The 26,357-nt window shown below is 63.9% G+C and carries 22 protein-coding genes and 1 pseudogene; 6 read left to right on the top strand and 17 right to left on the bottom strand.

Annotated elements, in window-relative coordinates; translation table 11 throughout:
• Positions 1-121: 121 nt before the first annotated feature.
• The 3 genes from ABVQ20_RS31645 to ABVQ20_RS31635 all read right to left on the bottom strand — a co-directional run bounded on the left by ABVQ20_RS31645 (position 122) and on the right by ABVQ20_RS31635 (position 6,097).
• The gene (locus ABVQ20_RS31645) at positions 122-4,090 is read right to left on the bottom strand and encodes an ATP-binding protein (protein WP_354463621.1); all 3,969 of its coding nucleotides are present in this window, start codon (positions 4,088-4,090) and stop codon (positions 122-124) included.
• Between the two features lie 261 nt (positions 4,091-4,351).
• Complete coding sequence (locus tag ABVQ20_RS31640; protein WP_354463620.1) at positions 4,352-5,029, bottom strand: outer membrane protein; 678 nt, start codon at positions 5,027-5,029, stop codon at positions 4,352-4,354.
• 177 nt (positions 5,030-5,206) lie between these two features.
• Positions 5,207-6,097, bottom strand: a complete 891-nt coding sequence (locus tag ABVQ20_RS31635) for a helix-turn-helix transcriptional regulator (RefSeq protein WP_494337958.1) — start codon at positions 6,095-6,097, stop codon at positions 5,207-5,209.
• Between the two features lie 603 nt (positions 6,098-6,700).
• Here ABVQ20_RS31635 and ABVQ20_RS31630 point away from each other — a divergent pair.
• Positions 6,701-7,189, top strand: a complete 489-nt coding sequence (locus ABVQ20_RS31630; protein ID WP_354463619.1) for an NUDIX hydrolase — start codon at positions 6,701-6,703, stop codon at positions 7,187-7,189.
• Between the two features lie 51 nt (positions 7,190-7,240).
• On the opposite strand, the gene cydX is transcribed toward ABVQ20_RS31630, so the two are convergent.
• Genes cydX through ABVQ20_RS31615 form a run of 3 tightly spaced genes read right to left on the bottom strand, consistent with a single transcriptional unit; the run spans position 7,241 to position 10,143 of the window.
• Complete coding sequence (gene cydX, locus ABVQ20_RS31625) at positions 7,241-7,372, bottom strand: cytochrome bd-I oxidase subunit CydX (RefSeq protein ID WP_354463618.1); 132 nt, start codon at positions 7,370-7,372, stop codon at positions 7,241-7,243.
• A 23-nt stretch (positions 7,373-7,395) separates the two neighbouring features.
• Positions 7,396-8,550 (bottom strand): cytochrome d ubiquinol oxidase subunit II, encoded by a 1,155-nt coding sequence (gene cydB / locus ABVQ20_RS31620; RefSeq protein ID WP_354463617.1) that lies wholly within the window; start codon positions 8,548-8,550, stop codon positions 7,396-7,398.
• Positions 8,551-8,574: 24 nt separating this feature from the next.
• The gene (locus ABVQ20_RS31615) at positions 8,575-10,143 is read right to left on the bottom strand and encodes a cytochrome ubiquinol oxidase subunit I (RefSeq protein ID WP_354463616.1); all 1,569 of its coding nucleotides are present in this window, start codon (positions 10,141-10,143) and stop codon (positions 8,575-8,577) included.
• Positions 10,144-10,246: 103 nt separating this feature from the next.
• Between ABVQ20_RS31615 and ABVQ20_RS31610 the strand changes: the two genes are divergently transcribed.
• The 5 genes and pseudogenes from ABVQ20_RS31610 (at position 10,247) to ABVQ20_RS31590 (ending at position 14,869) form a co-directional block, all read left to right on the top strand.
• On the top strand, positions 10,247-11,911 hold the full coding sequence (locus tag ABVQ20_RS31610) for an ABC transporter transmembrane domain-containing protein (protein ID WP_354463615.1): 1,665 nt from the start codon (positions 10,247-10,249) through the stop codon (positions 11,909-11,911).
• Positions 11,908-13,545 carry an ATP-binding cassette domain-containing protein gene (locus ABVQ20_RS31605; protein WP_354463614.1) on the top strand — a complete coding sequence of 546 codons (1,638 nt, stop codon included), beginning with the start codon at positions 11,908-11,910 and terminating at the stop codon, positions 13,543-13,545. The genes ABVQ20_RS31610 and ABVQ20_RS31605 overlap by 4 nt, the downstream gene beginning before the upstream one ends.
• 118 nt (positions 13,546-13,663) lie before the next feature.
• The gene (locus ABVQ20_RS31600; RefSeq protein ID WP_354463613.1) at positions 13,664-14,164 is read left to right on the top strand and encodes a peptide deformylase; all 501 of its coding nucleotides are present in this window, start codon (positions 13,664-13,666) and stop codon (positions 14,162-14,164) included.
• A pseudogene (locus tag ABVQ20_RS31595) lies at positions 14,089-14,313 on the top strand (helix-turn-helix domain-containing protein); the annotation flags it as partial. The gene ABVQ20_RS31600 and the pseudogene ABVQ20_RS31595, both read left to right, overlap by 76 nt.
• 10 nt (positions 14,314-14,323) lie before the next feature.
• Positions 14,324-14,869 carry a LysR family transcriptional regulator substrate-binding protein gene (locus ABVQ20_RS31590; RefSeq protein WP_354463730.1) on the top strand — a complete coding sequence of 182 codons (546 nt, stop codon included), beginning with the start codon at positions 14,324-14,326 and terminating at the stop codon, positions 14,867-14,869.
• A gap of 58 nt (positions 14,870-14,927) precedes the next feature.
• Here ABVQ20_RS31590 and ABVQ20_RS31585 read toward each other — a convergent pair whose 3' ends face one another.
• The 11 genes from ABVQ20_RS31585 to ABVQ20_RS31535 all read right to left on the bottom strand — a co-directional run bounded on the left by ABVQ20_RS31585 (position 14,928) and on the right by ABVQ20_RS31535 (position 26,301).
• Positions 14,928-15,731: a 3-methyl-2-oxobutanoate hydroxymethyltransferase gene (locus ABVQ20_RS31585; protein ID WP_354463612.1), complete on the bottom strand. Its 804-nt coding sequence runs from the start codon at positions 15,729-15,731 to the stop codon at positions 14,928-14,930.
• Positions 15,732-15,767: 36 nt separating this feature from the next.
• On the bottom strand, positions 15,768-16,082 hold the full coding sequence (locus ABVQ20_RS31580; protein ID WP_354463611.1) for a MocE family 2Fe-2S type ferredoxin: 315 nt from the start codon (positions 16,080-16,082) through the stop codon (positions 15,768-15,770).
• A gap of 48 nt (positions 16,083-16,130) precedes the next feature.
• A complete protein-coding gene (locus tag ABVQ20_RS31575; RefSeq protein ID WP_354463729.1) occupies positions 16,131-17,207 on the bottom strand; it encodes a fatty acid desaturase family protein in 1,077 nt (358 codons plus the stop codon).
• Positions 17,208-17,304: 97 nt separating this feature from the next.
• Entirely contained in the window at positions 17,305-18,486 is a 1,182-nt protein-coding gene (locus tag ABVQ20_RS31570) for an aldose 1-epimerase family protein (protein WP_354463610.1), read from the bottom strand.
• An 86-nt stretch (positions 18,487-18,572) separates the two neighbouring features.
• Entirely contained in the window at positions 18,573-19,487 is a 915-nt protein-coding gene (locus ABVQ20_RS31565; RefSeq protein ID WP_354463609.1) for a sugar phosphate isomerase/epimerase family protein, read from the bottom strand.
• 26 nt (positions 19,488-19,513) lie between these two features.
• Positions 19,514-20,602: a Gfo/Idh/MocA family protein gene (locus ABVQ20_RS31560; RefSeq protein WP_354463608.1), complete on the bottom strand. Its 1,089-nt coding sequence runs from the start codon at positions 20,600-20,602 to the stop codon at positions 19,514-19,516.
• A 35-nt stretch (positions 20,603-20,637) separates the two neighbouring features.
• Positions 20,638-21,699 carry an ABC transporter ATP-binding protein gene (locus tag ABVQ20_RS31555; RefSeq protein WP_354463607.1) on the bottom strand — a complete coding sequence of 354 codons (1,062 nt, stop codon included), beginning with the start codon at positions 21,697-21,699 and terminating at the stop codon, positions 20,638-20,640.
• 4 nt (positions 21,700-21,703) lie between these two features.
• Positions 21,704-22,792, bottom strand: a complete 1,089-nt coding sequence (locus ABVQ20_RS31550; RefSeq protein WP_354463606.1) for an ABC transporter ATP-binding protein — start codon at positions 22,790-22,792, stop codon at positions 21,704-21,706.
• Positions 22,789-23,748 carry a carbohydrate ABC transporter permease gene (locus ABVQ20_RS31545; protein ID WP_354463605.1) on the bottom strand — a complete coding sequence of 320 codons (960 nt, stop codon included), beginning with the start codon at positions 23,746-23,748 and terminating at the stop codon, positions 22,789-22,791. Before ABVQ20_RS31545 ends, ABVQ20_RS31550 begins: the two co-directional genes overlap by 4 nt.
• Positions 23,745-24,605 carry a carbohydrate ABC transporter permease gene (locus ABVQ20_RS31540; RefSeq protein ID WP_354463604.1) on the bottom strand — a complete coding sequence of 287 codons (861 nt, stop codon included), beginning with the start codon at positions 24,603-24,605 and terminating at the stop codon, positions 23,745-23,747. Before ABVQ20_RS31540 ends, ABVQ20_RS31545 begins: the two co-directional genes overlap by 4 nt.
• Positions 24,606-24,687: 82 nt before the next feature.
• Positions 24,688-26,301: an extracellular solute-binding protein gene (locus tag ABVQ20_RS31535; protein ID WP_354463603.1), complete on the bottom strand. Its 1,614-nt coding sequence runs from the start codon at positions 26,299-26,301 to the stop codon at positions 24,688-24,690.
• Positions 26,302-26,357: the final 56 nt, after the last annotated feature.

Below are 26,357 nucleotides of genomic sequence, written 5' to 3'. Positions count from 1 at the left end.
TCGGAACTAAAAGCGCGTCGCGTTTGAACGGGTTCATGCGACGCGCTTGTGTTCACCAATGCAGTGTTGCACCTCGTGCCGATCGGCCTTGTGCTCCTGCGAGCCAACGATCGCCTGCGACTTATTGCATGGCCAGCGGGTGCATCTCCGTGTTGGCCTGCTCCAGCCAAAATCGCATGTTCATCTCACGATACATTGTGGTCGCGACGATGAGCTGCTCGCGGGCTCGATCTGGCTGGCTTGCGCGCAGGTACAGCTTTGCGAGCCCATGATGACAATGCGCGGCAAGCGGGCGCATTTCGAGTTCCATCGCAAGCGCGAGCGCTTCGCGGTAGTGGCCTTCGGCATGTTCCGTGGAGCCGTCGCGGAGCGAGGCTTCGCCAAGCAGGTGAAGGGCGCTTGCCTCGCCGCTTCGTTGGCTGCTTTCGCGCGCCAGGGTCAACGCTTGCCCGGCAAGCTCAAGAGCGTCCGCCGGCCGGCCGGCGCGCATATAGGTCGCGCCCAGGGAGACCAGGAAAAGCGACTGGGCAAGTCGATGCCCCATCTTTTCGAAGACACCCAGCGCCTGTTGCAGCAGCGGAAGGCCATCCGCGGCTCGTCCCAGCAGCGTGTAGGCGTGGCCGAGGCTCCCGGAGTTGCCCGCGACGAGGAAGGGCAAGTTCCACTCGCGAGCCACCGCGAGCCCGCGCTCCAGCAAACCGACGGCGCGGCTCAGGTCTCCCCTGCTGGCAAGGAGATCGGCGAGACACCAGCTGGCGATGGCCAGGCTGTAGGGGTGGTCGACCACTTCCGCCAGGCGGATGCCTTCCTCGCCATGAGCGATCCCATGTTCGAACTTGCCCTGGTCGGCATAGATGCGCGTGAGAAAAGCGCGGGCACTGACCGCGGGAAATCCCGCAAGGAAGAATTGTTCGAGGCTCAGCTCCTCGCCAAGCATCTCCAGAACGTCCAGGAAATGCCGCTCGGCCTGTCGGTAGTCCAGTGTCGAGAAGCAGGCCAGCCCGAGAAAGAGCGCCGCCGCCACTTGCAGCGGAACATCCTTGAAAGACTGGGCAAGAACCTGTGCATCCCTGCCGAATGCGACCGCGTCCTTTGGGTTTCCGCTCAAGTTGAGCGTTTGGCACATATGAACGTAAAACAGGCAGAGCCTTGCCGGATCGTCGAGCCGTCTGGCCAGGCCTTCGGCCTCGCGAAGGTAGCTGACGATACGCTGGAATTGGCCGAGCGGGAAAAGCGATGTCTTCAGGTCGAAGCGAAGATCGATGGCCTGCTCCAACGTCTCGCGGGTTTCGGGCAACGTCTCGAGGACATGCAGCGCACGTTCGAAGAATATGGCCGCCTCGCGGTTGGCCCAGCGTGCCTGCGCAAGGCGACCTGCCTTGACCCAATAGCCGATCGCCTCGCTGGCAAGCCCCGCCTCCGTGAAATGATGGGCAACGGTTTCGGGTTGGCTTTCGATCAACGCCGGGAACAGCGAGACCAGCGTTTTGGCGATGCCAGCATGCAATTGCCGCCGCCGGCTCTTGAGCATCGTGACGTAGGCGGCTTCCTGGACGAGCGCATGCTTGAAGGCGTAGCTCGCATCCGGAGGCGTTCCGCGACGCGAGATGAGGCCAGAAGCCGTCAGCCGCGCCAGCGCCGCGTCGAGGTCGATGGCCCCCAGGGCCGACACCGCGGCGATCAGTTCGTGGGAGAACTCCCGTCCGCTCGCGGCGCCGATCATCGCCACGTCCCTGGCCGAACCGAGCAGGTCGAGGCGAGCCACCAGCGAGGCCTGCAGCGTCGTCGGGATGGCGAGTGGCGGCAGTGGTCCGTCGAGGACGTAGCCGTCTGGTGTTTCACGCAACAGCCCATTCTCGAGCAGCACGTGCGTCAGTTCCTCGATGAACAGCGGCACGCCATCCGTTCGCGACAGGATCTGCTCGACGACGTCGTGGGGGAGCGGCTTGTTGCGCGTGATGCCGCCGATGATGCCGGCGCTGTCACGCTGGCCAAGGCGGCTCAAGGGCAACATCGTCACATGGGGTTGGCCAATCCAGTTCAGCTGGACCTCGGGACGGAGCGTAACCAGCAGCAGCAGCGGCAGGTTGGTGGCGCGGGTCACTATGCGCTCGATCAGGTCCAGGGAGGTCGGATCGATCCAGTGCGCGTCCTCGAACACGATCAGGATTGGCCCCTGCGAGGCCGCGCCACCGAGCCGGTCGAGAAGAGCGTTGAGGGTCATCTCCCGTTTCTGTTGCGGGTTGATCGTCAGCGCCGGGTAGCGCCCGTCCATCGGCACGCCCAACAGCTCGGCGATGACAGTCACATCGCGTGGCAGGTTTGTCGTTGTTGGCTTGAGCAGCGCCTCCAGCCTGTCCAGCCTTGCACCGGCGCTGCTGCCGGGCTCGAAGCCGGCATCCTGCTCTATCTGGGCAATGAAGGGGTAAAGCGCGCTGTGCGCATGGTGCGGAGAACAGAAATAGCGAAGGCGAGCATGGCGCTCGCCATCGAGCCTGGCCAGCAGGGTTTCGGCGATGCGCGACTTGCCGATACCGGGCTCGCCCGAGAGGACCACGACACGCCCCTCGCCGGCCCTGGCCTGGTCCCAACGGCGCTGCAGCAATTCGATCTCTTCCTGCCGCCCCACAAACGGCGACAGCGCGGCTCCGCGCCGGGCATCAAACCGGCTCACGCCGAGCGCCTCGCCATGCACCCGCCACGCCGCCATCAGTTGTGGCAGCCCCTTCATCTCGATATCCGGAAGCGCGCTGTGGTCGAACATTGGCCCGACCAGCCGCCGCGTGCTGGCCGCGATGACAACCTCGCCCGGCGCTGCCGTGGCCTGCAGCCGTAACGCCAGATCCGGCGTCTCGCCGATCGCGACCTGCCGCGGCGCATCACCAGTCCCTGGCTTTTCACCGACGACGACAAGCCCGGTAGCGATCCCGACGCTCGCCTGGATTCTCGCGCTGGGTGCCGCTTTCAGCTTTCCGATCGAGTCGAGGAGAGCAAGACCGGCGTGCACCGCTCTCTCGGTGTCATGCTCATGGGCAGCCGGATAGCCGAAATACACAGCAACGCCATTGCCCTGGTACTGGGCGACAAATCCGCCAAATCGCTCTGCTATATCGGCCACCATCTGGTGAAAGGTGGCGATCAGATCGTAGACGTCTTCGGGATCGTGGCTTGCCGAAAGGGCCGTGGAGCCGATCAAGCCACAAGCCATGATTGTCAGTTGGCGTTGCTCAAGAGCGCTTGAACGCATCGCAACCCTGGTTGAAGCGCCATCGTCTTGCGCCGAGCCGGTCTTGACCGCGGTCTCCCGCTCGAATGCCCCGCTTAAATCGAGATGGGGGTCGCCGATCGTCCGCGACATGCCCGGCGGCTTCGCGCCACGAATCTCAGCGACCAGCGACTGTGTCGCGGCATCTGGCTCCGTGTTCAGCTCCCGCCTCAGCAGCCCAACGAGATCCTGGTAGTGCTTGAGCGCCTCGGCCTTGCGCCCCGTGGCGGCCAGCGCCTCCACCATCAGCCGGTGGGCATCCTCACGCAAACCATTCACCGCGATTGCCCGGCCGGCGGTTTCGAGAGCGGTCTGCGGGTTTCCCGAATGCAGGGCGTGTTGGCCGTGGCTGATCATGACGTCGAGCGCCAGCCTTTCCAGGCGCTCCCGCGACGAGACGCGCCAATCCGACCATGCGTCTTCTTCGATATTCAGATCGGTCAGCAGCGAACCTCGATAGAGATCGGCGGCGGCATTGAGCGCGGCGCGGCTTCCCTCGCCGATCAGCGCCTCGAAGCGAACCACATCGCAATCGATGACACCGGGCGCGAGCGAGACGTCATCGTCGCTGCTGATCAAGGCATTCTGGCCCAGGATCCGGCGCAGTCGAAAAAGGGCGTGGCGCAGGTTCTGCCGGGCCTGGGTCTCGAAATGGGAGCCCCACAGCAAGTTCGCGAGCTTCTCGCGCGGTTGTGGCCGAGGCGCTGTACACGCCAGATAGCTCAACAGTCCCGCGAGCTTCCTGCTCCGCAAGTGGACAACGCCCTCCCGCGTCGTCAACTCGAAGCGTCCGAACAGCGACAGACCAAATCTTGTGAGCTGCACGCTGTCTTTCATTCCGCTCGCGACATTCTCACCACGATGATCTCTCTAAAAAAGACATCTCGCACGGCAGGAACGCGCAGGAAACAGAATTAACGATGGTCCAGCGCCGATCCAAGGCGACGGCTGGACCGAAGGCATGCAAGCACCTGTTCCCGCCAAGTTTTGCCGAACGGGAAATCTGTGGGGGAAATATTTCTGTTGTTCCGTTCGCGGGCGCCGGCCGCAATCGGCTACTGACCGTGGACGGTAGAGGCCGACGGGTCAGAACCTGTAAGCGGCGCCTACACGAATGTCGCTGGTCTTGAGTCCGATATGCAATGGCGGCGAGTCCTGTACCTCGAATGTCCTGGTTCCAAAGTCAGCATAGCGGTACTCGGCCCGGAGGATAAAGTTGTCGGTAAAGGCGTACTCGGTGCCGACGCCGAGCGTCCAGCCGGTATAGGTCGTGTTGAAATCGTCATCGGCTCCGACGAGCCTCTGATTGACGTCAGCAAACGCAACGCCACCGGCAATATAGGGCAGCCACCGGTCCATTGCGTATCCAAGGCGCGCCCGGACCGCACCAGTCCGGTTTATCCTTTGGACTACAGGGAAGTCGGCAGGCCAAGGTTCCCCCGCCGCGTTGTATACGAGGACACGATCGTCAGCCCCACTCCAGGCGATGTCGGCATCAACACCCAGGACGATCCTGTTGTCGAATTGGTAGTTCGCGCCGACATACAGGCCGCCGATGAGACCATCCGGCTTCGGGGTAGCATGGTCGCCATCCCCGGTGAAGCTGCCATCTCCCCCGGTATATCCTGCCTGGGCGCCGACATATCCGCCTGTCCAGTTGAAATCGACGGGTTTTTCTTCCATCGGCATGCCTGGAGAGGCCGCGTGGGCGGGCGCGGACGATGCCGCCAGGACGAGACCTACCGAGATTGCAAAAATACGCATGTGAAGTACCCCTCGCCCGACTGGCGCCATTCCAGATAGCGCTGCAACATCAATCCGATGAGCAGCCATGGCTGCTCTCGCACGGTCAGGTTTTTGCTGTCGCTGGCTTGACGTCACATTGGGACGTTCAGTCATGAAGACGGGACGTGCAGGCAAGGTGCGGCATCTCGTGCCAGTCTAGACGCCAGCGCCAGCGTGCACGGACGCCCGGGTGGATTGACGTCGCCGTCCTGCCTCTTCCTGATCCGTGGCCTGAGCGGATGCGAGCCAGGCTTCCACTGTCGATCCCTCATTCTTTTCTGCCCAGTTCAGATACATCGCGGTACCTTGCGAGCGCATGGTCACTGCCCGGGCCGAGCTTGGGCTCATCCCATACCGGTTCCGGAAAGCACGGCTGAAATGTGCCTCGCTGCGAAATCCGTGCTGGTGGGCGATGGCCGATATTTTCAATTTGCCCGCCGATTTTACAATCGCCTCCAGGCTGGCCGTCAGTCGTTCTCCCAGCAACCAGCGTTGCACGCCACCCTGGGCCTCGAACGAACGAAAGAGTTTTGATCGCGACACCCCCAGCGCGAATGCCAGATCATCGGGGCCGAAGTCGGGGTCGGACATTCTCCCTCTGGCCAGCCGGTGGGCGCGATTGAGGACCGGGGCGCCATTGCGTATCTTTCTCGGTATGGCGGCGGGAAGGGAGCTTGCGGCAAACCGCAAAATGCCGTCGACGGCGGCCTGAGCCTGGTCGACGCTGAGCCCATCGATATGATCCACGAGTGATCGGATCTGGGTCCCCAGGAGCTTGCCCGCGCTGCTGTCCGCGGTCAGTGTCATGCCATGGACATCGCCTTGCAGGCCGGGAGGCGTGCCGGCTCTATCGAATGTAAGCGTTATCCCCTCATATCCGGGCGTTTGGGATTCATAGGGCAGGGAATAGTCGACGGCGACGACATCGCCGGGACCATGGGTCCGCTTATGTCCGTCATAGTCGGTCACGACGCTGCCATTTGTAAGCAGATAGAGCGACATATGGGAGATCGGCCGGTCATCGATGACGCGTTGCGGTCGAGACATCGACATGGCCGATCCGCCATTGACCTGCACGAAGGCCTGGGGGAGTTGCCACGTGCGGCCATGAAAGTCGAACAAGGCCGGGTCCGCGTCGGCCGGTATTGCACAGTCGACCAATCGGGAGAGTGCTTCCTTCCAGGCGGCGAAGCATTCCGCTCCCGGGGGGAAAGGCCACGCAACACCATGCGCCGCGCTTGTCCTGGTGTCGGCTTCAAACATCAGCACCCCTGGCGTCTCCGCGCCAGGGCGCGCAAGCGCGCCGCCGCCATGTGCCCTGTCCCGCGCCAACGTCGGTGGGATGGCCCTCGACAAGCCCGGCGCAAGCACATTGCCGCAGCGGACCAGATTGCCGCGTATCCGATTGAACAGCCATGTCTTCCCCCAGACGTCCCTATTCACCAAGAATCGCCGGTGGGAATGGGGTCGCCTCACGTGCCTTTGGTCCGGCCGCGTGTTCACAAGCGTTGATCAGGCGTTAGACGATCGTTGATTCCGTTCGCGCGTTCTTGCCTGCGAGAGGCGAAATCTTGGATGTTCGGCGATGACGGATCTGGTGTAGAGGGTGGACCATCCCTGCAGTAGGTGCGGTCTTGCGCTGGAGAAAAGATGCCTCGACGCAGTGCCGGAATACTTCCCTATCGCCGAAACGACGCCGTGATCGAAGTGCTACTCGGTCACCCCGGCGGGCCCTTCTGGCGGGCGCGGGACCTCGGCGCCTGGTCCATCTTCAAGGGCGAGTATGACGAAAGCGAGAATGCCGAGGCCGCCGCCCTGCGGGAGTTCGGCGAGGAAACCGGCTGGAGCCTCGACGTCGCACTCGAGCCGCTTGGCGAGGTCACGCAGCGCGGCGGCAAGATCGTCACCGCCTATGCCGCGCGGGCTAATTTCGATGCCGCGACGCTGGTCAGCAACACGTTCGAACTCGAATGGCCGCCGCGTGGCGGCATCATTCAAAACTTCCCCGAGATCGACCGTGCACAATGGTTCAGTCTGACGGATGCCCGCGCCAGGATCATCCCGGGCCAGGCCGCGTTTCTCGATAGGCTCGCGGCGGGACCCGCAGGAGTTCCGCTCCAGCAGCCGTCCGGCGACTGAGGCGGTTCTCGGCGAAGCTCCGGACAACAGGTGCCGGAGCCCGGCTTCATGTCAGGGCGTGTCGAGAGGCTCCGTTTTTCCGGCGGGCTGTGCGCGGATCGCGCGCAGTTCGTACCAGAGGGCATTCAGGATGCCAACCGTGGTGGCCAGTCCGAGGCCTAGGATCCAGGCGAAGTACCACATCGTCGTAATCTCCAATGTCTGTTTCAGTAGGCCGACGACCCGGACCCGCGCACGGAGGCCTCGCTGACCTTGCCCCACAGGACGCTGTAGACCCAGCTCGTGTAGGCAAGGATGAGCGGCAGGAAGATGACCGTCGCGATCAGCATGTTGCGCAGCGTCACCCGGCTGGAGGAGGCGTCGAATACGGTAAGCGAATGCCCCGGATTGCTGCTCGACGGCAGGAGGATAGGGAACATCGCCAGGCCGACCGTCGCGACGATGCAGAGCACGCCAAGCTCCGAGGCGAGGAAGGTCAGGCCCTGGCGGCGCGCGCGGAAGCCGGCGGCGGCAATCAGCGGCGCCACGATGCCGAGCGCCGGCACCAGGCAAAGGGCCGGCGTGGCGTGGAAGTTGCGCAGCCATGCGGCGGAATCGGCGATCACCGTCTTGCCCAGCGGATTGGAGGGGCCATCCCAGACGATGGCGCTCGTCACTTGGTAGCCGCCGAGCAGTCCGAGCCAGACAAGCACGCCGCCACCGGCGAACAGGATGGCGGCGGCCACGGCGACCTTGCTGCCGATAGTCCTGGCGCGTTCGGCCACCGGCCCTTCCGCCTTGAACGCCAGCCAGGCCGCGCCGTGCATGACAAGCATCGAAAGCGAGACCAGGCCGCAATAGAGGGCCACTGGATTGAGCAGGCCGAACAGGCTGCCCTCGTAGAACGGCCGCAGGTCGGTCGAGAAATGGAACGGCACGCCTCTCAGCACATTGCCCACCGCCACGCCGAAGATGAGCGCCGGCACGGCGCCGCCGATGAACAGTGCCCAGTCCCAGTTCGCGCGCCAGCGCGGGTCTTCCCGCTTGGAGCGGTATTTGAAGGCGACCGGCCGCAGGATCATCGCCAACAGCACCAGGAACATGGCGAGGTAGAAGCCGGAGAAGCTCACTGCGTAGAGCGCCGGCCAGGCTGCGAAGATCGCGCCGCCGCCCAGGACGAACCAGACCTGGTTGCCTTCCCAGACCGGCCCGATGGTGTTGATGACGACACGCCGTTCGATGTCGGTTTTCGCGACGAAGGGCAGCAGTGCTCCGACGCCCATGTCGAAGCCGTCCGTCACGGCGAAGGCCATGAGCAGCACGCCAAGCAACCCCCACCATATGATCCGCAGTGTTTCGTAGCTGAAGAGAAAGTCGATCATCGTCGTTGTTCCCTAAGGGTCCGGTTAGTGGGCGGCCGCGAACTGGGCTTGCGTGCCTTCAGGCGCCAGACGATCCGTGCTGAGCACCGGGCCTTTCGCTATGGCCTGCAGCATCAGCCGCACCTCGATCACGGCGAGCACCCCATAGACGAGGGTAAAGCCGAGGATGGTGATCACGAGGTTGTAGATGCCAAGCTCGGACGTCGCCAGGAAGGTGGGCAGGGTGCCCTCGATGATCCATGGCTGTCGGCCGAACTCGGCGACGAACCAGCCGACCTCGGCGGCAATCCACGGCAACGGCATCGCCAGCAGCGCCATGCGGAACAGCCAGCGCGGCGCCGGCGTCTCGCGCATCGTGTGCCACAGCGAGATCGCGAAGACGGCAAGCAGCACGAAGGCGCACAACACCATGATGCGGAAGGTGAAGAAGATCGCCGGCACTTCCGGCACGGTCGACCACGCCGCCTGCTTGATCTGGTCTTCATTGGCAAGGCGCGGATCCTCGATGTAGCGCTTGAGCAGCAGCGCGTAGCCGAGATCCTTGCTCGTCGCGTCGAAGCTGGCGCGCGCAGCCTGGTCGCCGCGATTGACCTTGAGCTTTTCCAGCGCGTCGTAGGCGGTCAGTCCATCGCGGATGCGCCCCTCGGCCTTTTCAACGAGTTCGAAGATGCCAGGGATTTCCCTGTCGATCGAGCGGGTGCCGATAATGCCCATCACCCAGGGAACATGCACGGCGAAATGGGTCGTGCGATCGCTCATGGAGGGAATGCCGAACAGGGTGAAAGAGGCGGGAGCCGGCTCTGTCTCCCACATCGCCTCCATCGCAGCGAGCTTCATCTTCTGGTTGTCGGTGATGGCGTAGCCGCTCTCGTCACCGAGCACGATGACCGACAGCGACGCGGCCATGCCGAAGGCGGAGGCGATGACGAAGGAGCGCTTGGCGAGATCGACGTGCCGCCCACGCAGCATGTAGAAGGCCGAAACGCCGAGCACGAAGACGGCGCCGCAGACATAGCCGGCCGAAACGGTGTGGACGAACTTCGCCTGCGCCACCGGGTTGAAGATGACGGCCATGAAATCCTTCACCTCCATGCGCATCGTATCGGGATTGAAGGCCGCGCCGACGGGATTCTGCATCCAGCCATTGGCGATCAGGATCCACAGCGCCGAGAAATTGGTGCCCAGCGCGACAAGCCAGGTGACGGCGAGATGCGCGCGGGCCGACAGCTTCTCCCAGCCGAAGAAGAACAGTCCGACGAAGGTCGCCTCCAGGAAGAAGGCCATCAGGCCTTCGATCGCCAGGGGCGCGCCGAACACGTCGCCGACATAGTGCGAATAATAAGCCCAATTCATGCCGAACTGGAATTCCATGGTGATGCCGGTGGCGACGCCCAGCGCGAAGTTGATGCCGAACAGCACGCCCCAGAATTTCACCATGTCGCGCCAGATGGTGCGGCCGGTCATGACATAGACCGTCTCCATCATCGCCAGCATGATCGACAGGCCGAGCGTGAGCGGAACGAACAGGAAGTGATACATGGCCGTCAGCGCGAATTGCAGCCGCGACAATTCCACTAGCAAGGGGCTGGTCATGGAAAGGCTCCGTTGAAACGTCGCACCTCGTTAGCGTGTTCGGCGCCCGCTGCTTTTGATGTGCGTCAAATCGTGGATGGCCGTGGCGTGAGATTGAACGCCTATGTTCAAGACCGCCTTCAACCGCCGCGCCAAACATCTCCCGGCTGCAAAGCCGAAGGATGTCGGGACTTCAATTGCTGGAGCGCCTGCCCCCAGCAGCGCACTCAATATCGCGCGCGCCCTTGCCGCGCGCGGGACGCGTCGCGCCCTCGCGCTGCAGGCGATGCGAGTGGTCTCGCGGCTTGCCTTCACCGGACTGGCGGCGATGTTCGTCGGTCGCATGATATTCGGCGATGCCAACTGGCCGCTGCTCGGCGCCGCGCTTGCCAGCCTTGTCCTCGCCAGCGTCGTTGGCCTCATGGCTGACCGCGCGGTCGCCGATACGGAACTGGCGGTAGCCGACGGACTGCTGGAAGAACTGCGTCACACCCTCGCGGCGGCTGCCCCTCGCGATATCCAGGCGATGCCGCTGGGGGCTTTGATCGCCGGGCTGCAACGTTATCCGCAGGACGTGGCGGGTCTCGCGGTCGGGCATCGCCTCGCCTCGATCATGCTGGGGCTGGGGCCTCTGCTTGCCGCGATCGCGATCGTCGCCGTCTCCTGGCAAGCGGCGCTGGCGCTCGTCGTGCTGACCCCTGTGATGATCGTCTTCTTCGTCCTGATCGGCGGGGCCATCCGCAGCGGCGCCGAGGCACAGGAGAAGGCCTTTGGCCGCCTCGCCGCCCAGTTCGCCGATCGCATCCGCACGTTGCCGACCATCCTTGGAAACCATGCGCTTGCCGGGGAAAGTCGCAAGCTCGCGATGCGGCTGGACACCTATGCGTCGGGCACGATGAACGTTCTCAGGATCGCCTTCCTCAACGCCGGCATCATCGATTTCTTCTCGTCGCTGTCGATCGCGATCCTCGCCGTGTTTCTCGGCCTTGGGCATCTGAAGCTCATCAGCATCCCCGGCTTTGCCGATCTCCAGCTCTGGCAGAGCCTGTTCATCCTGATGATCGCACCGGAGTATTTCGCCCCGTTCCGCCGCTACGCCGAGCAGTATCACGCCAAGGCCGAAGGGCTCGCCGCCGCAGCCGCGCTCGACACTCTCGTCCTGACCGCGAGTCCCCGAGCCCCAGCCTTCGAGGCCGCCATCGTGGCCCGCGGCCTAGCCGGTGCTGCTCCGCTCCTGCCCCAGGCGGGACTGGTGGCCATCACCGGACCAAGCGGATCGGGCAAGTCGACCGTCTTGCGCCACCTTGCCGGGATCGGGGCCGCGCCTTGCGACCAGGTGGGTCTCAACGGCCGGCCGGACATCGCATGGTGTTCCACCGACATCTATGTGCCGGAAGGCACGCTTGGCGCCGCCATCGCCTGGGGCAACGACCCTTGCTGCCGCACCCGGCTGCTGCTGGCGGCGGGCAGTGTCGGCCTTCTCGACGATTTGCTCCTGCCGGGTGGGCTGGACGCGCTGATCAAGGCTGGCGGTGAGAACCTTTCTGGCGGGCAACGGGTGCGCATCGGACTGGCGCGCGCGCTGATCTCGGGCCGCGCCATTTTCGCCGATGAGCCGACCGCCAAGCTTGATCCGGCCAACGCCGCGATGGTGCGCCGCGCGCTTGCCGATGCCGCGCGTGGCCGGCTCGTGCTTGTGGCCACGCATGACAGGAGCCTGGCCATGCTGGCTCGCACAACGATCGACCTTGGCGCGGGCAATCGCCAAGTACGGGAGAAAGTCGCATGAACGGCACCCCAGCGTCGATCGCCGCCGGAACCCGGCTCGGGCCATCGGAAAAGCCGATCCGAAACAACGCGCCATGGCGCCTCGCCCTTGTTCTGGCGTTTGCCGCCCTGGCGGGCTCGGTGCTGCTGACCGGTGTGTCCATGTGGTTTCTCGGCGCGGTCGCGCTGGCGGGCCTGACACCCGCCGCGCTCACGTTCAACTTCCATGTTCCCGCGGCATTCATACGCCTGTTCGCACTGACACGGACGGCGGCAAAATATGGCGAGCGCGTCGTCGGCCACCGGGCAGCACTTGCCGACCAGGTCCGGCGTCGCTCGTCGTTGTTCGCCGCCATGGCGGCGGCGCCCTCCGTGCGCAAGGCCGGCTGGCAGCTTGGCAACCAGGACCGCCTTGCCGACTATCTCGACGACGTCGAGGACGTGGATTATGCGCGTCTGCGCGTTGGCCTGCCATCGGCGACGCTTGGCGTGGCCATTGCGCTGCTTGTCGCGGCGACCCTGTGGATGACGCCGCTGGCGATCGTCCCCATCCTGCTGCTCATTGCCGCAAACCTGGCCGGAGCGCGGTTCCTGGCGAGCCGCGTCGAGGCCGATCTGGCGCGCATTCGCGAAAGCAGGCAGCAGGCCTCGCGCCTGCTTGGCGCCGCGATACAGGCCGCGGTGCCGTTGCAAGGCGAACACCTCTGGGACCGTATGCTCAATCAGCCGTTCGACGGTTATGCCAGTGCCCAGGCGCGTGCGTTGGTGCTTCGGCACAGGCAGGCCTTGTTCGACATGCTGGCCAACTGGCTGGCGCCATCAGCCATGCTGAGCGTCGTGGTGTCCGCCTGGCTATCGGGTCTGCGTGGCGAGGCGTTGCTGCCACCCGCCCTGCTGGCCTTTGCCTGGCTCGCCATTGGCGAATCCGTGCTCGGCGCATCAAGGATCGTTGTCGCCTTCGCACGGGAGAAGGCCGCGCGCGCGGCCCTGGCCAAATGGCCGACCAATGCCGACGGCGTGTCGCAAGGGCATGTCCGGGAGCGGATCTCCTCGCTGACACTGGACCGATTGCCCCGCTACGCCCCCGATGGCCGGCTGATCGGGAGGCCGATCAGCGCAGCATTCAAGGCCGGCAGGCCAACGGTCCTGCATGGCGCCAGCGGCTGCGGCAAGACCTCCCTGCTTAAGCAGATCGCCGGCTGGATCGAGGCTGGTGACGGATGCGTCCGAGGCGACAGCGTCGGGCTCGGTTTGGATGCCCGCCGCGATATGAGTTGCTTCTGTCCGCACGACGCGACGGTTCTCGCCGACACGGTGCGCGAAAACCTGTTCGCGCCAAATGCAAGCGACGAGGAGTTGTGGGGCGCGTTGAACACCGTGGAGCTCGAGGAAAGGGTCGGAGCGGCAGGCGGCCTGGACGGCTGGATCACGCAGGATGTGCTGTCGCTCGGCGAGGCGCAAAGGCTGAACCTCGCCCGTGCATGGCTATCGGATCGGCCCGTCGTGCTTCTGGACGAACCGGCGGAACATCTCGATGCCGAGCAGGGCAAGCGCATTCTCGATGCGCTGCTGCACAGGTTGCGGCAACGCGTCGTCATCCTGTCGAGCCATGACGAGCTGGCGCCGAAGGGAACGGCGACGCTGCAATTGCAATGATGCCGAGAAGGCACCGACGTTCGGAGCGTCACGCGATGGTGGCGGACCTTGACAGTTCGCAGGCGATCGCCAACGGTTTGCTCAGACGGCAGTGATCGCCGACGCCATGGAGTGATGTGTGACGGTTCGGCCGATCGTGAAGTTTCCAGATCCTCGCCTTCGCGCTGTCGCCGAGCCTGTATCGGTCTTCGATGAAGATTTGCGCCACCTCGCCATCGATCTCGCCGAGACGATGCACGCGGCGCCCGGCATCGGTATCACCGCCCCGCATATCGGCACCCTGAGGCGCGTGGTTGTGCTCCATGTGCCACCGGCGGCGCAGCCTCGGGCCTATATCAACCCGTCAATCGTCTGGGCCTCGGACGAGAAGATCCGCCACGCCGAAGGCAGTGTCTCGATGCCGGGCGTCACCGAGGACGTCGAGCGCCATGCCCGCGTGCATGTCCGCTATCAGGACCTGGATGGCGTCGAACGGATCGAGGAGGCCGATGGCCTGCTCGCTGTCTGCCATCAGCACGAGATAGACCAGCTTGATGGAATTTTCTGGATCCAGAGGCTCTCGCGTCTGAAGCGGGACCGGCTTATCAAGCGATACGAGAAGCTCCTGCGGGTCGCGTAATCCCGGAACACCTCCAGGGCCATCTTCTAGAGCCTGTTCCATCCCGATGGAATCGGGATGGGGCTCTCCGCAGCTTCCTGGAGATTGCCAACGAGGGCAACGTCACCCGTGCGGCCAGCCGGCTGAACAGCACGCAATTCACCCTCAGCCGCGAAATCCATTTCCATCGGGATCGTGAACGACTGTTTCCGGCCGTCCATCAGTACGCTCAACGCCTTCAATCATGCCTTTCCAGAGGTCACGGTCGACTTCAGGACAGGATCCTCGGCGAAGCTCGCGCGGCAGGTGCGTGACGGCGAGGTGCAGATGGCGATCGTGCGGGACCTGTCGGCTTCTCCCGACGTCGATCATGTCCTCTGGTCCGAGCAGCTTCTGTGGGCCGGTGGGCCGGCCTACAAGCATGGAGACGGCCCGGTACCCCTGGTGTTTTTTCGGGCTCCTTGCGTCTACCGCCAATTCGCCCTGGATGCGCTTGAGACACAAAACGTGCCGCACAAGATTGTCGTCGAAAGCACGTCCTGGAGCCTGTTTGAACGGTCGCTGCGGGCCGGCGCCAGCATATCGCTGGTCACGTCCGACATTGCAAGGTCCGCGGCGTGGACATCGCCGACCCCCGCCTGCCCCCGGCGCCGATCTCCCATGCGCGCCTGGTCACCAGCAGCCTCGCCAAGGGCTCAGCCGCGCATGATCTTGCGCAGCGACTGAAGACCCTCGCCGATGGCTGATGTCATCCGTTCAGCCATGCCGTGGCTTGCCTGCGCCGTCAGGTTGCGCCGTCGAGCTTTTTCATGAACTGGCTGAGTTCGTCGGGCGCCATGTGCACGACGTGCCTGTCTTCCGGATAGGCGAGGCTGTTGACGTCGGCGACATATTCGGAAAACGCCGCGATGCGCTCCGCCTGCAGGCGGTCATACTCGGCGGCGAAGTTGCGATAGACCTTGGAGTGGCGGGGCATGTGGCCACGATTCTGGCCGAGTATGTCGTCGGCGAACAGATATTGCGCGTCGCAGCCGGTGCCGGCTCCCATCGACAGCATGATCAGCGATGTGCGCTCCGAGATCGCCTTCGCCACTTCGACCGGAACCACTTCGATCTCGGCGCCGATGGCGCCGGCGGCCTCGTATTGCTTGACCGCCTCGAAGATCTGCATGGCGGTGTCGGCGGTCTTGCCGACGGCCTTGAAGCCGCCGGTCCAGGTGGCGCGCGACGGAATGAGGCCGACATGGCCGATCACCGGGATATTGTCGTCAGCCATCCGCCTCACCGTCGCATAGCCGGCGCTGCAATAGACCGCGTCGGCGCCGGCCTTGTAGAGCCGGAACGCCCAGCGCAGGAAATCATCCGCCGTGCCGATCTCGTAGAAATTGTCGCCAGGCATGGTGAACAGGCTCGGCGCCGCATCGCGATATTGCGGGTTGAGCACCAGCTCCGGTGGAACCGAAACGATGTCGATGCCCGCCCTCTCGGCGGCCTGGGCCTCGTCCAGGGTCAGCACGCGCAGCATGGTCAGCTGGCGCTTGCCCTTCATGGCGCGCAAATCCGCGACTGTCGGTCTTTTTCGGCTCATGGAAAGGGTCTCCTTTATTGCGTAGTGCTGCGGCTGTCAGCCGATGTCTATCATCACCTTGCCGGCCTCGACCTTGACCGGATAGGTCTTCAGGTTGACGCAGACCGGAGCGCCCCGGGCCGCGCCCGTCTTGTAATTGAAGCGGCCATTGTGCTTGGGGCATTCGATGATGTCGTCCATTACCAGCCCGTCGGCCAGATGCACCTTCTCATGCGTGCATAATCCGTCCGTGGCGAAGAACGCATCGTCCGGCGACCGGTAGATCGCGAAGGTGCGCCCGCCATGGTCGAAGCGGATGACATCCTCTTCGTCCACATCGTCTTTGGCGCACGCCTCAACCCAATCAGCCATCTTTTTCTCCCGAAATATCTGGTTCGCGCGTCCGGCAGGCCAGAAAACCTATTCCGCCGCCGCCGACATGTTGAATGCGTGGAACTCGCCACGGTAGGGCCGCGCCGTTGGCGGCAGTTCGCGCTTGAGGAAATAATCCTCGTATTGGAGCTGCTTGATGAGCACCGGCCAGACCTCGCGATAGGCGTGCCACATGGACGGGTTGGGCTCGGGCAGATCGTGCTTGATCATCTCGTGCAGCCTTGGCAGCGCGTGATAGGGCACCATCGGGAACATGTGGTGCTCGACGTGATAGTTCATGTTCCAGTAGATGAAGCGGCTGATCGGGTTCATGTAGACGGTGCGCGTGTTCAGCCGGTGGTCGACGACATTGTCGGCCAGGCCGATATGCTGCAGCAGGCCGGTCAGCACCATGTGCCAGCTGCCATACAGGCGCGGCAGGCCGATCAGCATCAGCGGCAGGAACGACCACATGTAAAGGGCGAGAGCGATCGTCGCGGCGTAGATGGCGACATGCCAGCGGGCGGCCGTGACGACCTTGGGCTGCTCCATCTCGGGGATGAAGCTCCGCTCGTCGGGCGAGATGCTGCCGAAGGCGTTGCGCACCAGCGCCGGCAGCGAATAGCGGAAGTCGAGGATCCCGGTGAAGGCAAGTGCCGCGCGCAGCAGGTCGGGCGGGCGCATCACCGCGATCTCGGCGTCACGGCCAACGATAATGGTGTCGGTGTGGTGGCGGGCATGGCTCCAGCGCCAGGTCACCGGATTGCGCATCAGCATGAAGCTGGCGATCTGGTAGACGACATCGTTCATCCAGCGGGTGCGGAAGGCCGTGCCATGGCCGCATTCGTGCCAGCGCGAGTCGCTGGAAGAGCCATAAAGCACGCCATAGACGAAGAAGAACGGCACGCACCACCATGTGCCCCAGAACCAGATGCCGCCGGCGGCCGAGCCCAGCAGCGCGACGATCCAGATGATGGTGTCGCGGATCGCCGGCCCGTCCGAGCGCTGCATCAATTCCTTCATCGCCTTGCGCGGCACATCGGTGTGATACCACTCGGCCGAGGCCAGTCCCGTCTCGATCGCGATCCGGGTGCTTTCGCCAACCAGGCTGTAATCGCGCTTCATCTTGCCAGTCACCGTGCTCTCCAGATTCCCAACCGGGCAGGATGATCCACATCCTGCCGCGTCTTGCCATGCCCGCCGCTGTCAGATTCCATCACCATCATGACCTGCCCTTGAGCGGGACGAATTTGCCGGATGGCGTGGGATAGTCCCGGTCAGGCTGCCGGGCGATGGCGGCGATCCGCCGTTCCGCTGCAGTGGTCTCGCTGGCGCCGTCGAGAACGCGGAAAACCGCATCGTAGGATCGGCTTTCGCCATGCTCCAGCCAGATCATCTCGTCGCGTTCGCGTGCCGCGAGATTGCCAAGCACATGATGCGTCGACGGCTCGATGCCCAGCGCGTAATTGCCTGCCTGGAAATTCTGCCATTGATAGGCGCAAGGCAGCTGGTCCTTGCGGGTGACGACTTCGAGGCCAAGGCCAAGGCGGTCATTGACCACCGCCACCGGTACCTCGCCCGCCGCATCAGAAGCCATCTCATGCTGCCAGACCTGTTCGCTGAACCCGCATTGCGGCGCCGGCATCGTGCGGTAGCCCACCTTCTGCGCCTCGTAGCGATCGCCGGCATGTCCCGCCCAGACGACGTCGCGGATCGGCGCCACGTAGCGCGAGCCTTCGTCAAGCAGCGGATGGCTGACATTGATGTGGTAGAAATACATGTGCGGCGTGCGGCTGAAGCCATGATTGACGACGCGATCCGACAGCCTGATCTCGTTGCCGCCGACGTCGGCCTCGATGCGGCGCAAGAGATGCAGGTCCTCGCCGAACACGGTCGACTGCTGGATGATGCCTTCGGCCCACAGCACGCAGTCATCGCCGTCCCAGGTCTCGCCATAGCCGGTCAGGCGCGCGGGAGTGGTGCTGACGCGGCCATGCAGGGAATGGACGACGGTTTTCCTGCCCGGGTAATTGTAGGTGTCGGCGGGCACTTCATCGCGACCCAGAATGTGGTCAAGGCCGCAAGTGAGCAGCAGGCCCGAGAAGGATCGCGCCCAGGCAAGCCCCGCCTCGCCTTCATACTCGTGCAAGCCGGGATGGCGAAAGCCGCTGGGCGAATGCCAGCCGATCGCCTGACCCTTGTAGTCGCAGTCGGCGATGTCGAGCGCGCGGTCAACCAGCGCGGTGAAGCGAAGGCCGGAGCCGGTGCGAAACTCGAGCATGCGGATGCCGCGCTCGACGCCGTCGCCGAGCGTCATCAGCCGCACGCCGGCGAATTGCGACAGCATGCCCGAGCGTTCCGAGACCTGCCTGCGCGAGAGCGTCCTGCCGTAAAGTTCTACCATGTGACGGCTGCGCCCTTCACTGTACTACACAAACTGATGGCTCGAGCTGACCGCGCCGCCGGCAAGCGGCGGCGCGGTCTGGCCCGTCAGAGACCGTTGGCGCGGAACTTGCCGTCGAGGAATGTCTTGGCCCTCGGCACGTCGTCTTCCGAGAGGTGCTCGATGATCACCGGGATGTTCGGGTGCTTTTCGGACAACCGCTTGAGATAGAGATCGTAGTTCAGCGAACCGAGGCCGGGCGCTGGCAGCTCGATCTCGCCGACGCCACGGAACGTGTGGCTCTCCAGTGCGTCATCGTCGCCGATATCGGCATGCTTTTCGGTCTTGTCGCTGCCCGAGCGCTTGACGTCCTTGGCATGCGCGATCCTGATCTTGTCGGTCAGCGTGTCGAAGACCTGGTTGAGGATCTGGTCCATCTTGTCGATGTTGTGGGTCTCGAAGTAGTTGGTCGGGTCCATCAGCAGGCCAAGGCCGGGATGATCGACCTGCGCGAACATGCGCACCGTCTCCTCGACCGAGCCGACGACATTGTTGACGTAGGTTTCGAGCAGGAAGACCGCGCCGTGGTCATAGGCGGTCTGGGCAAGGTCGGCGACGACCTTGCGGCATTCCTCGAACCCTTCCTCGGTCTTGTTCTTGGGGTGATGCACCCAGTCGGATTCGGTGTTGTAGGTGCCGGTCTCGGAGATCACGTATGGCGAGCCGAAATGGCGGGCGTTGCGGATGATCTCCTTGAGGTAGCCGACCCGCCTGTCGCGCTCGGCCTTGTCGGGATGGATGATGTTGGTGTAGCCGGAGATGCAGCAGACCGGCAGGTGATGGTCGCGGAAGGTGTCGCGGACCGTCCTGGCCTTTTCCTTGGTGATCTGCCCGGCCGACAGGTCGACATCCTTGAAATGCAGGTCGAGCTGCACCGTGTTGAAATCGAGCGCGCGGATCTTCTGCGCCGTTTCCTTGAGACTGTACGGGAAATAGCCCGTGAAAATACCTGCCTGCATCATGGTGTGAATTCCTCCCTGCAAATGTTTCAGTTGTTCGAGATTTCGGAGAGCCGGACCGTGCGGCCCGTTTCGATCGAGCGATAACCCGCTTCGATCAGCGCCATGGTCTTGACGTTGTCGGCGACGCAGAGGGCCGGCGGCGTGCCGGTCTTCAGCGCGTGCTGGAGTTGTTCCATCACGCCGATGAAGGCATGCGGGAACCACATCGTCTCCCAGCTGGGTGTGACCCACTCGCCGCCTGTGGTCTCGGTCGAGGCATAGGTCAGCGTCGAGGCGGAGCCTGTCGGCCAGCCGATCGTGCCCTTGGCGACGCCCTTGGTGCCATCGACGCGCCAGTTGATGTGCTGGTCGTCCTTGTAGCCTTCCTGGCGCGGGCCGGACCAGACGTCCTCCAGAGAGACGGCGAGCGCGCCTGACGGGAACCTGAGCGTCGACACGGTGATGCCGTCGGAATGGTCGAATGTCGTGCGCGGATCCTTGCGGGTCAGCGTGGTAATCTCCTCGGGATCGCCGAAAAGGAAGCGCAGCACGTCGAGATGGTGCACGCTCATATTGGCGAGCGTCAGCCGATCATAGTCCTCGAGGAAGCCCTGCCAGTGCGGGATCGCATGCATGTCGATCTGCGCGAACACGATATCGCCCAGCGCGCCGCTGTCGATGATCTGTTTCAGCACGCGCATCGACTGGTCGTAGCGCATGTTCTGGTTGACCGAGAGGATCTTGCCGGCCCTGGCCGCCTCGTCGCGCAATTCGATCGCATCCTCGAGCGACAGCGCCAGCGGCTTCTGCGCCAGGATCGCCTTGATGTGCTTCTGTTTCAGCGCGTGTCGGATCAACGCCGGCTGCTGGTCCGGCGGGAAGGCAAGGTCGATGATCTCGACATTGGCATCCTCAATCAATTGCTCCGGCGTGTCATGCACGGTTGGAATGCTCCAACGCTGCGCGACCTTCTCGGCGCTGGCCTTGGTGCGCGAGGCGATCGCCACCACCGGAAAGCCGGCTTGCGCATAGGCGGCCAGATGGCACTCGGCCATGATCATGCCGGCACCGACGCAGCCGATCCTGTAGTCTTTCGCGCGGACCTTCACGTCCGGCTCGAAACCCTTGCTCGACATATGATCCTCCCAAATCTTGTTCCTGGTCGCCGCCGTCATCTCGCCAGCGCTCCCCCATCTTGACCAAAGTAATGCGCCTTGCCCGGCTCGCAGGAGATCGCCACCATCGCGTCCGGCCGGATGTCCGGCTGGCCGCGCAGCAGCGCCCTGAAGCGGGTCTGCCCGGCGGCGAGCGTCACCACGGTGTAGCCGCCCAGCGGCTCGACCTCGAACACCCTGGCCGGTCGGCCCGTTCCGCCGTCCGACCACGACCGCACCTTGATGTCCTCGGGCCTCAGCCCGATTTCGACAACCTCGCTGGGAGCCGCCGCATCGGCAATGCGGATCGTTCCCTCGGCCGCCTCGACCCCGCCCTCCGCGCGCACCGACGCCAATATGTTCATCATCGGCGAGCCGAGCAGCCGCGCCACATAGGTGCTGGCCGGGCGGTCATAGATTTCGGCCGGCGCGCCGATCTGCCGGATCCTGCCATTCTCCAGCATGGCGATGCGGTCGGCCACCGACATCGCCTCTTCCTGGTCATGCGTGACGTAGATCAGCGTCTTGCCGAGCTCGCGCTGGATCCGCTTCAGTTCGACGCGCGTCTCCTCGCGCAGCCGCGCGTCGAGCGCCGAGATCGGATCGTCCATCAGATAGGCGGCGGGGTCACGCACCAGGGCGCGGGCAATCGCCACGCGCTGCCGCTCGCCGCCCGACAGCTGCGCCGGCGGCTTGTGCAGGATATGGCCGATGTGCAGTTTGGCCGCGACCTCGGTGACACGCTTCTCGATCACGGCTTCAGCAATCCGGCGCTCGACCAGGGGAAAGCGGACATTGTCGCGCGCGCTCATATGCGGGAACAGCGCCAGGTTCTGGAACACCATGGCGACATTGCGCTCGGCCGGCGACACAGTGTTGACCGGCTTGCCGCCGATCAGGATTTCGCCGGCGTCAGGGGTCTCCAGTCCCAGCACCAGCCGCAATATCGTCGACTTGCCCGACAGCGGCGGCCCGAAGAAGCAGAAGAATTCGTTGTCGTTGACGGTGAACGAGGCGTCGTCGACGGCAAGCGTGCCGCCGTAGCGCTTGGTCACATTGCGAAAGACGATATCGGCCATGATCTCAATCCGCGTTCACGGCTACGCCGGTGGCCGCATCAAAAATGCGCACCGACGGCGCGGGTGGCGCGATGGTTGCCGCCTGCTCGATAGACACCCCGACATCATTGTCGAACACCGCCTTCACGGCATTTTCGCCCTGCCCGAGATGAACGATGGTGCGCGCGCCGATGCGTTCGACGAAGGTCACCGGCATCGAAATCCCGCCATTCTCGACCAGCATCGCCTGTTCCGGACGGAAACCATAGAGCACGTCGCCGCGCACGCCACGCAGGGCCGCCGCGAGTTCGTCAGGCAAGGGTGGCGTGACGCCCAGCGGCCCGAGATCGACGACCAGGCCACGGTCGCTCTCGGCCGGCCTGCCCTTGAGCAGGTTCATGCCGGGAGCGCCGATGAAGCGGGCGACGAAGACATTGGCCGGATTGTTGTAGACTTCGAGCGGCGTGCCGACCTGCTGCAGCACGCCATGGTCCATGACCGCGATGCGGTCGGCCATCGTCATGGCTTCGAGCTGGTCATGGGTGACATAGACCATGGTCTGGCGGAATTGCCGCTGCAATTGTTTCAGCTCGGTGCGCATCACCGCCCGGAACGCCGCGTCGACATTGGACAGCGGCTCGTCGAGCAGGAAGATAGCCGGCTCCATGATCGCCGAACGGCCGATCGCCACCCGCTGCAGGATGTTGACCGACAACCGGTCGGCCTTGCGGTCAAGCAATGGCGTCAACTGCAACATCTCGGCGATGGTGCCGACGCGCCGGTCGATCTCGGCCTTGGCAGCGCCGCGCATCCTTGGCCCGTAGGCCAGGTTCTGGCGTACCGTCATATGGGTGAAGATGGCATAGTTCTGGAAGACGAAGCCGACGCCGCGCCGGCCCATCGGCACGCCTGCCATGTCGCGGTCGCCAAACAGGATCTTGCCGCTGGTCGGCTGCTCCATGCCGGCGATCATGTTCATCGTCGTCGACTTGCCGCAGCCCGAGGGGCCAAGCAGCGCCATGAACTCACCGTCGGCGATGGCCAGGTCCATGGTCTTCAGCGCGTTGAAATCGCCGAATGTCTTGACGAGGTTTTGCAGGTGGATCGCGCTCATGCCACCAGTTCCCGGGTCCGGGCCATGCGCTTCATGGCGAAGACGGCGGCGATGGACAGCACGATGAGGATGGCCAGCGCGATCGCCGCGACATAGCCCCAGATCAAATCCTGCGTGGTCAGCTTGTAGATGTAGACGGAGATCGTCTCGGTGGCGACGCCGGGACCGCCGCCGGTCATGATGTAGAGCGTGTCGAAGATCTTGAAATTCTCGATCACCCGAATGGCCAGCGCGATGATGATGATCGTCTTCATCTTCGGCAGCACGATGGTGGCGAAGCGCTGCCATGGATTGGCGCCGAGCAGCGTCGCCGCCTTGATCTGGTCCTCCGGCACGCCGACGAGGCCGGCCAGCAGGATGAGGAACATCAGCGGCGTCCACTGCCAGATGTCGGCGACCATCACGGCGATCAGTGCCAAGGTGGGATCGGACAACCATGCGATGGTGACGGGGTGCCCGGTGAGCGAGGACAATATGTCGTTCACCGGGCCGCCTGACTGGAACAGCATGAAGAACATGTAGCCGGCTACAGCTGGCACCACCATCATCGGCATCAGCAGGATCGAGTAGAAGATCCGCTTGCCCGGAAACTCGTCGGCAAACAGGGTCGCCAACGCCAGCCCGAGCAGGAACTCGGCGGGCACACAGACCACCATGACGATGGCCGTGCGCTTCAGCGCGCTCCAGAAGCGCGTGTCGGCGGCAAGATCGGTGTAGTTGGCGAAACTGTTCCACATCGACCAGGCGTTCCACCAGCCGGTGCCCGACAGCGGCGACCAGTCGGTGACGCTGATGTAGAGCTGCATCAGCAGTGGAAAGGCCGAGATGAACAGCACCAGGATCTGCGCCGGCAGTGTCAGCCGGAAGCCCAGCCGCGCGCCTTCATTTCGCAGGGCCGGCTTTGCGCGGGCCGCGTCCATCTCACCCTCCGAAATCGTCGCCGTCACCGCGCTCATTGCTTGAGCGCCCCGAAGGTCAGCCCGCGCACCAGATGGCGCTGGATGGCAATGCCCATGATGACGGGAGGCACGGCGGCGATCAGGCCAAGTGCCGCCTTTGCGCCGTAGAGCTGCCCGGTCATCGATGAAGACAGCGAGGCCATGTAGACGGGGATCGTCACCCATTCGCGCGTCGTCAGGAGCAGAGCGATCAGATAGTCCGACCAGTTAAGGATGAAGACGAAGAGCGCCGCACTTGCCAGGGGCGCGCGCATCATCGGCAATGTGATGCGGGTGAAGACGCGCAGCCGCGAGCAACCCTCGACGAGCGCTGCCTCCTCGATCTCGCGCGGCACGTCGTCGAAGAAGGTCTTCATCAGCCAGAAGGCGAACGGCAAGGTGACGATGCCATAGACCAGCGACAGGCCCCACCAGCTGTCGGTGAAGTTGAGGAAGGCCCACATGATCATCACCGGGATCATCACCGCCATCGGTGGAAACAGCCTGAGCTGGATCAGCGCCAGCGGCAGGTTCTGTCCCGAACCGAAGCGCGACAGGCCGTAGGCGGCGGCGGTGCCCGCCGACATGGCGATCGCCGTTCCGAACACCGCTGACAACAGTGACGACAGGATTGGCTTCAGCGCGTTGCGGTCGAGCGCCACGATCAAATTGTTGGTGGATTCGCCGAACACGAACTGGAAATTGCTGAGCGTCGGGTCTTTCGGCCACCAGGTCAGGTCGGCACCCGTCGCAGACCATTCCGCGATCGGCTTGAAGGCCATAGACATCATCCACAGGATCGGGATCAACGTTACCGTCATGGCCACGAGGATCATCGCGTAGCGGAAGATCTCGAAAGGAATGGAACGCTTCATCTGGCTGCTTTGCTGGTGGCGTCATGGTTGGAGGGGAAGAGCGACGAGCCCCTCCCCTCCTCTGCGCAGTCCCCGGCAGGGATCAGGCGATCGGATCGAGAACGGTCGGCCAGGCCTCCTTGTTGGTCCTGATGGCCTCCAGGAGCTTGTCCTCGCCGATGCGGCGGGAAATCTTCTTCCATTCCCTCTCGGTGTCGGCCATCGCCTGCTCCGACGTCTTGGCCTTGGTCAGCGATGCCATGAGGTTCTCGTCGAGCGCGTTGTGGAAAGCCGTGGCGCCGGGATAGTTGATGGTCGGCACGGTGCGCGCAACCGTCTCGCGCACCACGTCCATGTGATAGGCGTGGTAGGTCTGGCGCACCAGCGGATCGGAGAAATCCGAAAGCCGGAACGGATCGAGATAGCCGCCGGGATTGGCGCTCATCCAGGCGTAGATGCGGGCCGAGCCCAGCCACTGCAGCAGGAGATAGGCGACCTCCTGGTTCTTCGACTGCGACGAGACCATGCCGGTCAGCGAGAACCAGAGCACCGAGCGGCTGATCAGCTTGCCGTCTATCTCGCGGCCGGGCGGCAGCATCGAGCCGATCTTGCCGGTGACCTTCGAATCCTTGTTGCCGGCGTTGTCGAGGAATTTCGGCAGGTTGGAAAAGGCGCAAGTCATGGCAGCACCCCCCTTGGCGAAATTGCCGTACTGCTCCGGCCAGCCCCATGAAATGGCATCCGGCGAATGATGCGACAGTGACGCGACATATTCGTTGGTCGCGGTAATGCCATGCTCGGAATTGATCAGCGGCTTGCCGTCGTCTCCGAACAGGAACTGGTTGGGCGAGGCCATCGAGACATAGCGCTGGTACCAGTTGGTATAGCCCCAGCCCTGGTTGCGCAGATCGGTGGAACCGAACAGCCCCTTGTCCGGGCGCTGGAAGAACGCGGCGATGTCGCCGTGCTGCTTCCAGGTCTTGGGCGGCGCCAGATCATAACCGTACTTGTCCTTGAAGGCCTTCTTCTCGGCCTCGTCGCCAAACAGGTCGGTGCGGTAGACCCAGGTCTGGAAGTCGCCGTCCAGCGACACGCCATAGTTAGCGCCGCGATATTTGTTGAGCAGGGAAACGCCCTTGGCACCATCGACATAGCCGGTCACCGGGTCGTCCCACTCCGGCTTGTACTGCGCGACGAAATCATCGAGCTTGGCAATGCCGCCGGTTTCGGCGAGATCGCCGAGGCGGTTCCACTCGGTCGAGTAGATATCATAGGCCCCACCCTTGGTGGAGATGTCCTGCATCGTCTTGGTGAATTCCTGGCCGTTCGGCAGACCGACGATCTCGATCGGGATGCCGGTTTCCTTTTCCCACAGCTCCTTGATCGACGGCGCGCCGGTCGGGAAAGGCTGCGTCAGCTGGCCGATCGAGCCATCCGACAGGCCCAGCACGATCTTTGAGGGTGCCTTGCCGGCGCCCTTCAGCGCCTTGACCGCCTCGATGGCGCGGCCTTCCGGCGTGTCGGCGCCATACTGGTAGCGCTCGGCGCCGTCAAAGCCCGTCGGGCCGCCGATCATGCCGGGCGCCAACGCGTCCGCCGCATAGGCGCGGCTGGGACGGATGAATTTCGGTGCGATACCTGCCGCCGCCATGATCACGGCGGCCTTGCCACCGGACGTCAACAGGCGCCGCCGCGAGACGCGGGTCAAATTCGACATTGGATTTCCTCCCTCATGACGGGCCTTGGTTCCTCCCAGCCTGTCATGAGGGATAT

This window comes from Mesorhizobium shangrilense (assembly GCF_040537815.1).
Lineage (GTDB): Bacteria > Pseudomonadota > Alphaproteobacteria > Rhizobiales > Rhizobiaceae > Mesorhizobium > Mesorhizobium shangrilense.
This window is presented reverse-complemented; position numbering and strand designations above follow the sequence as displayed.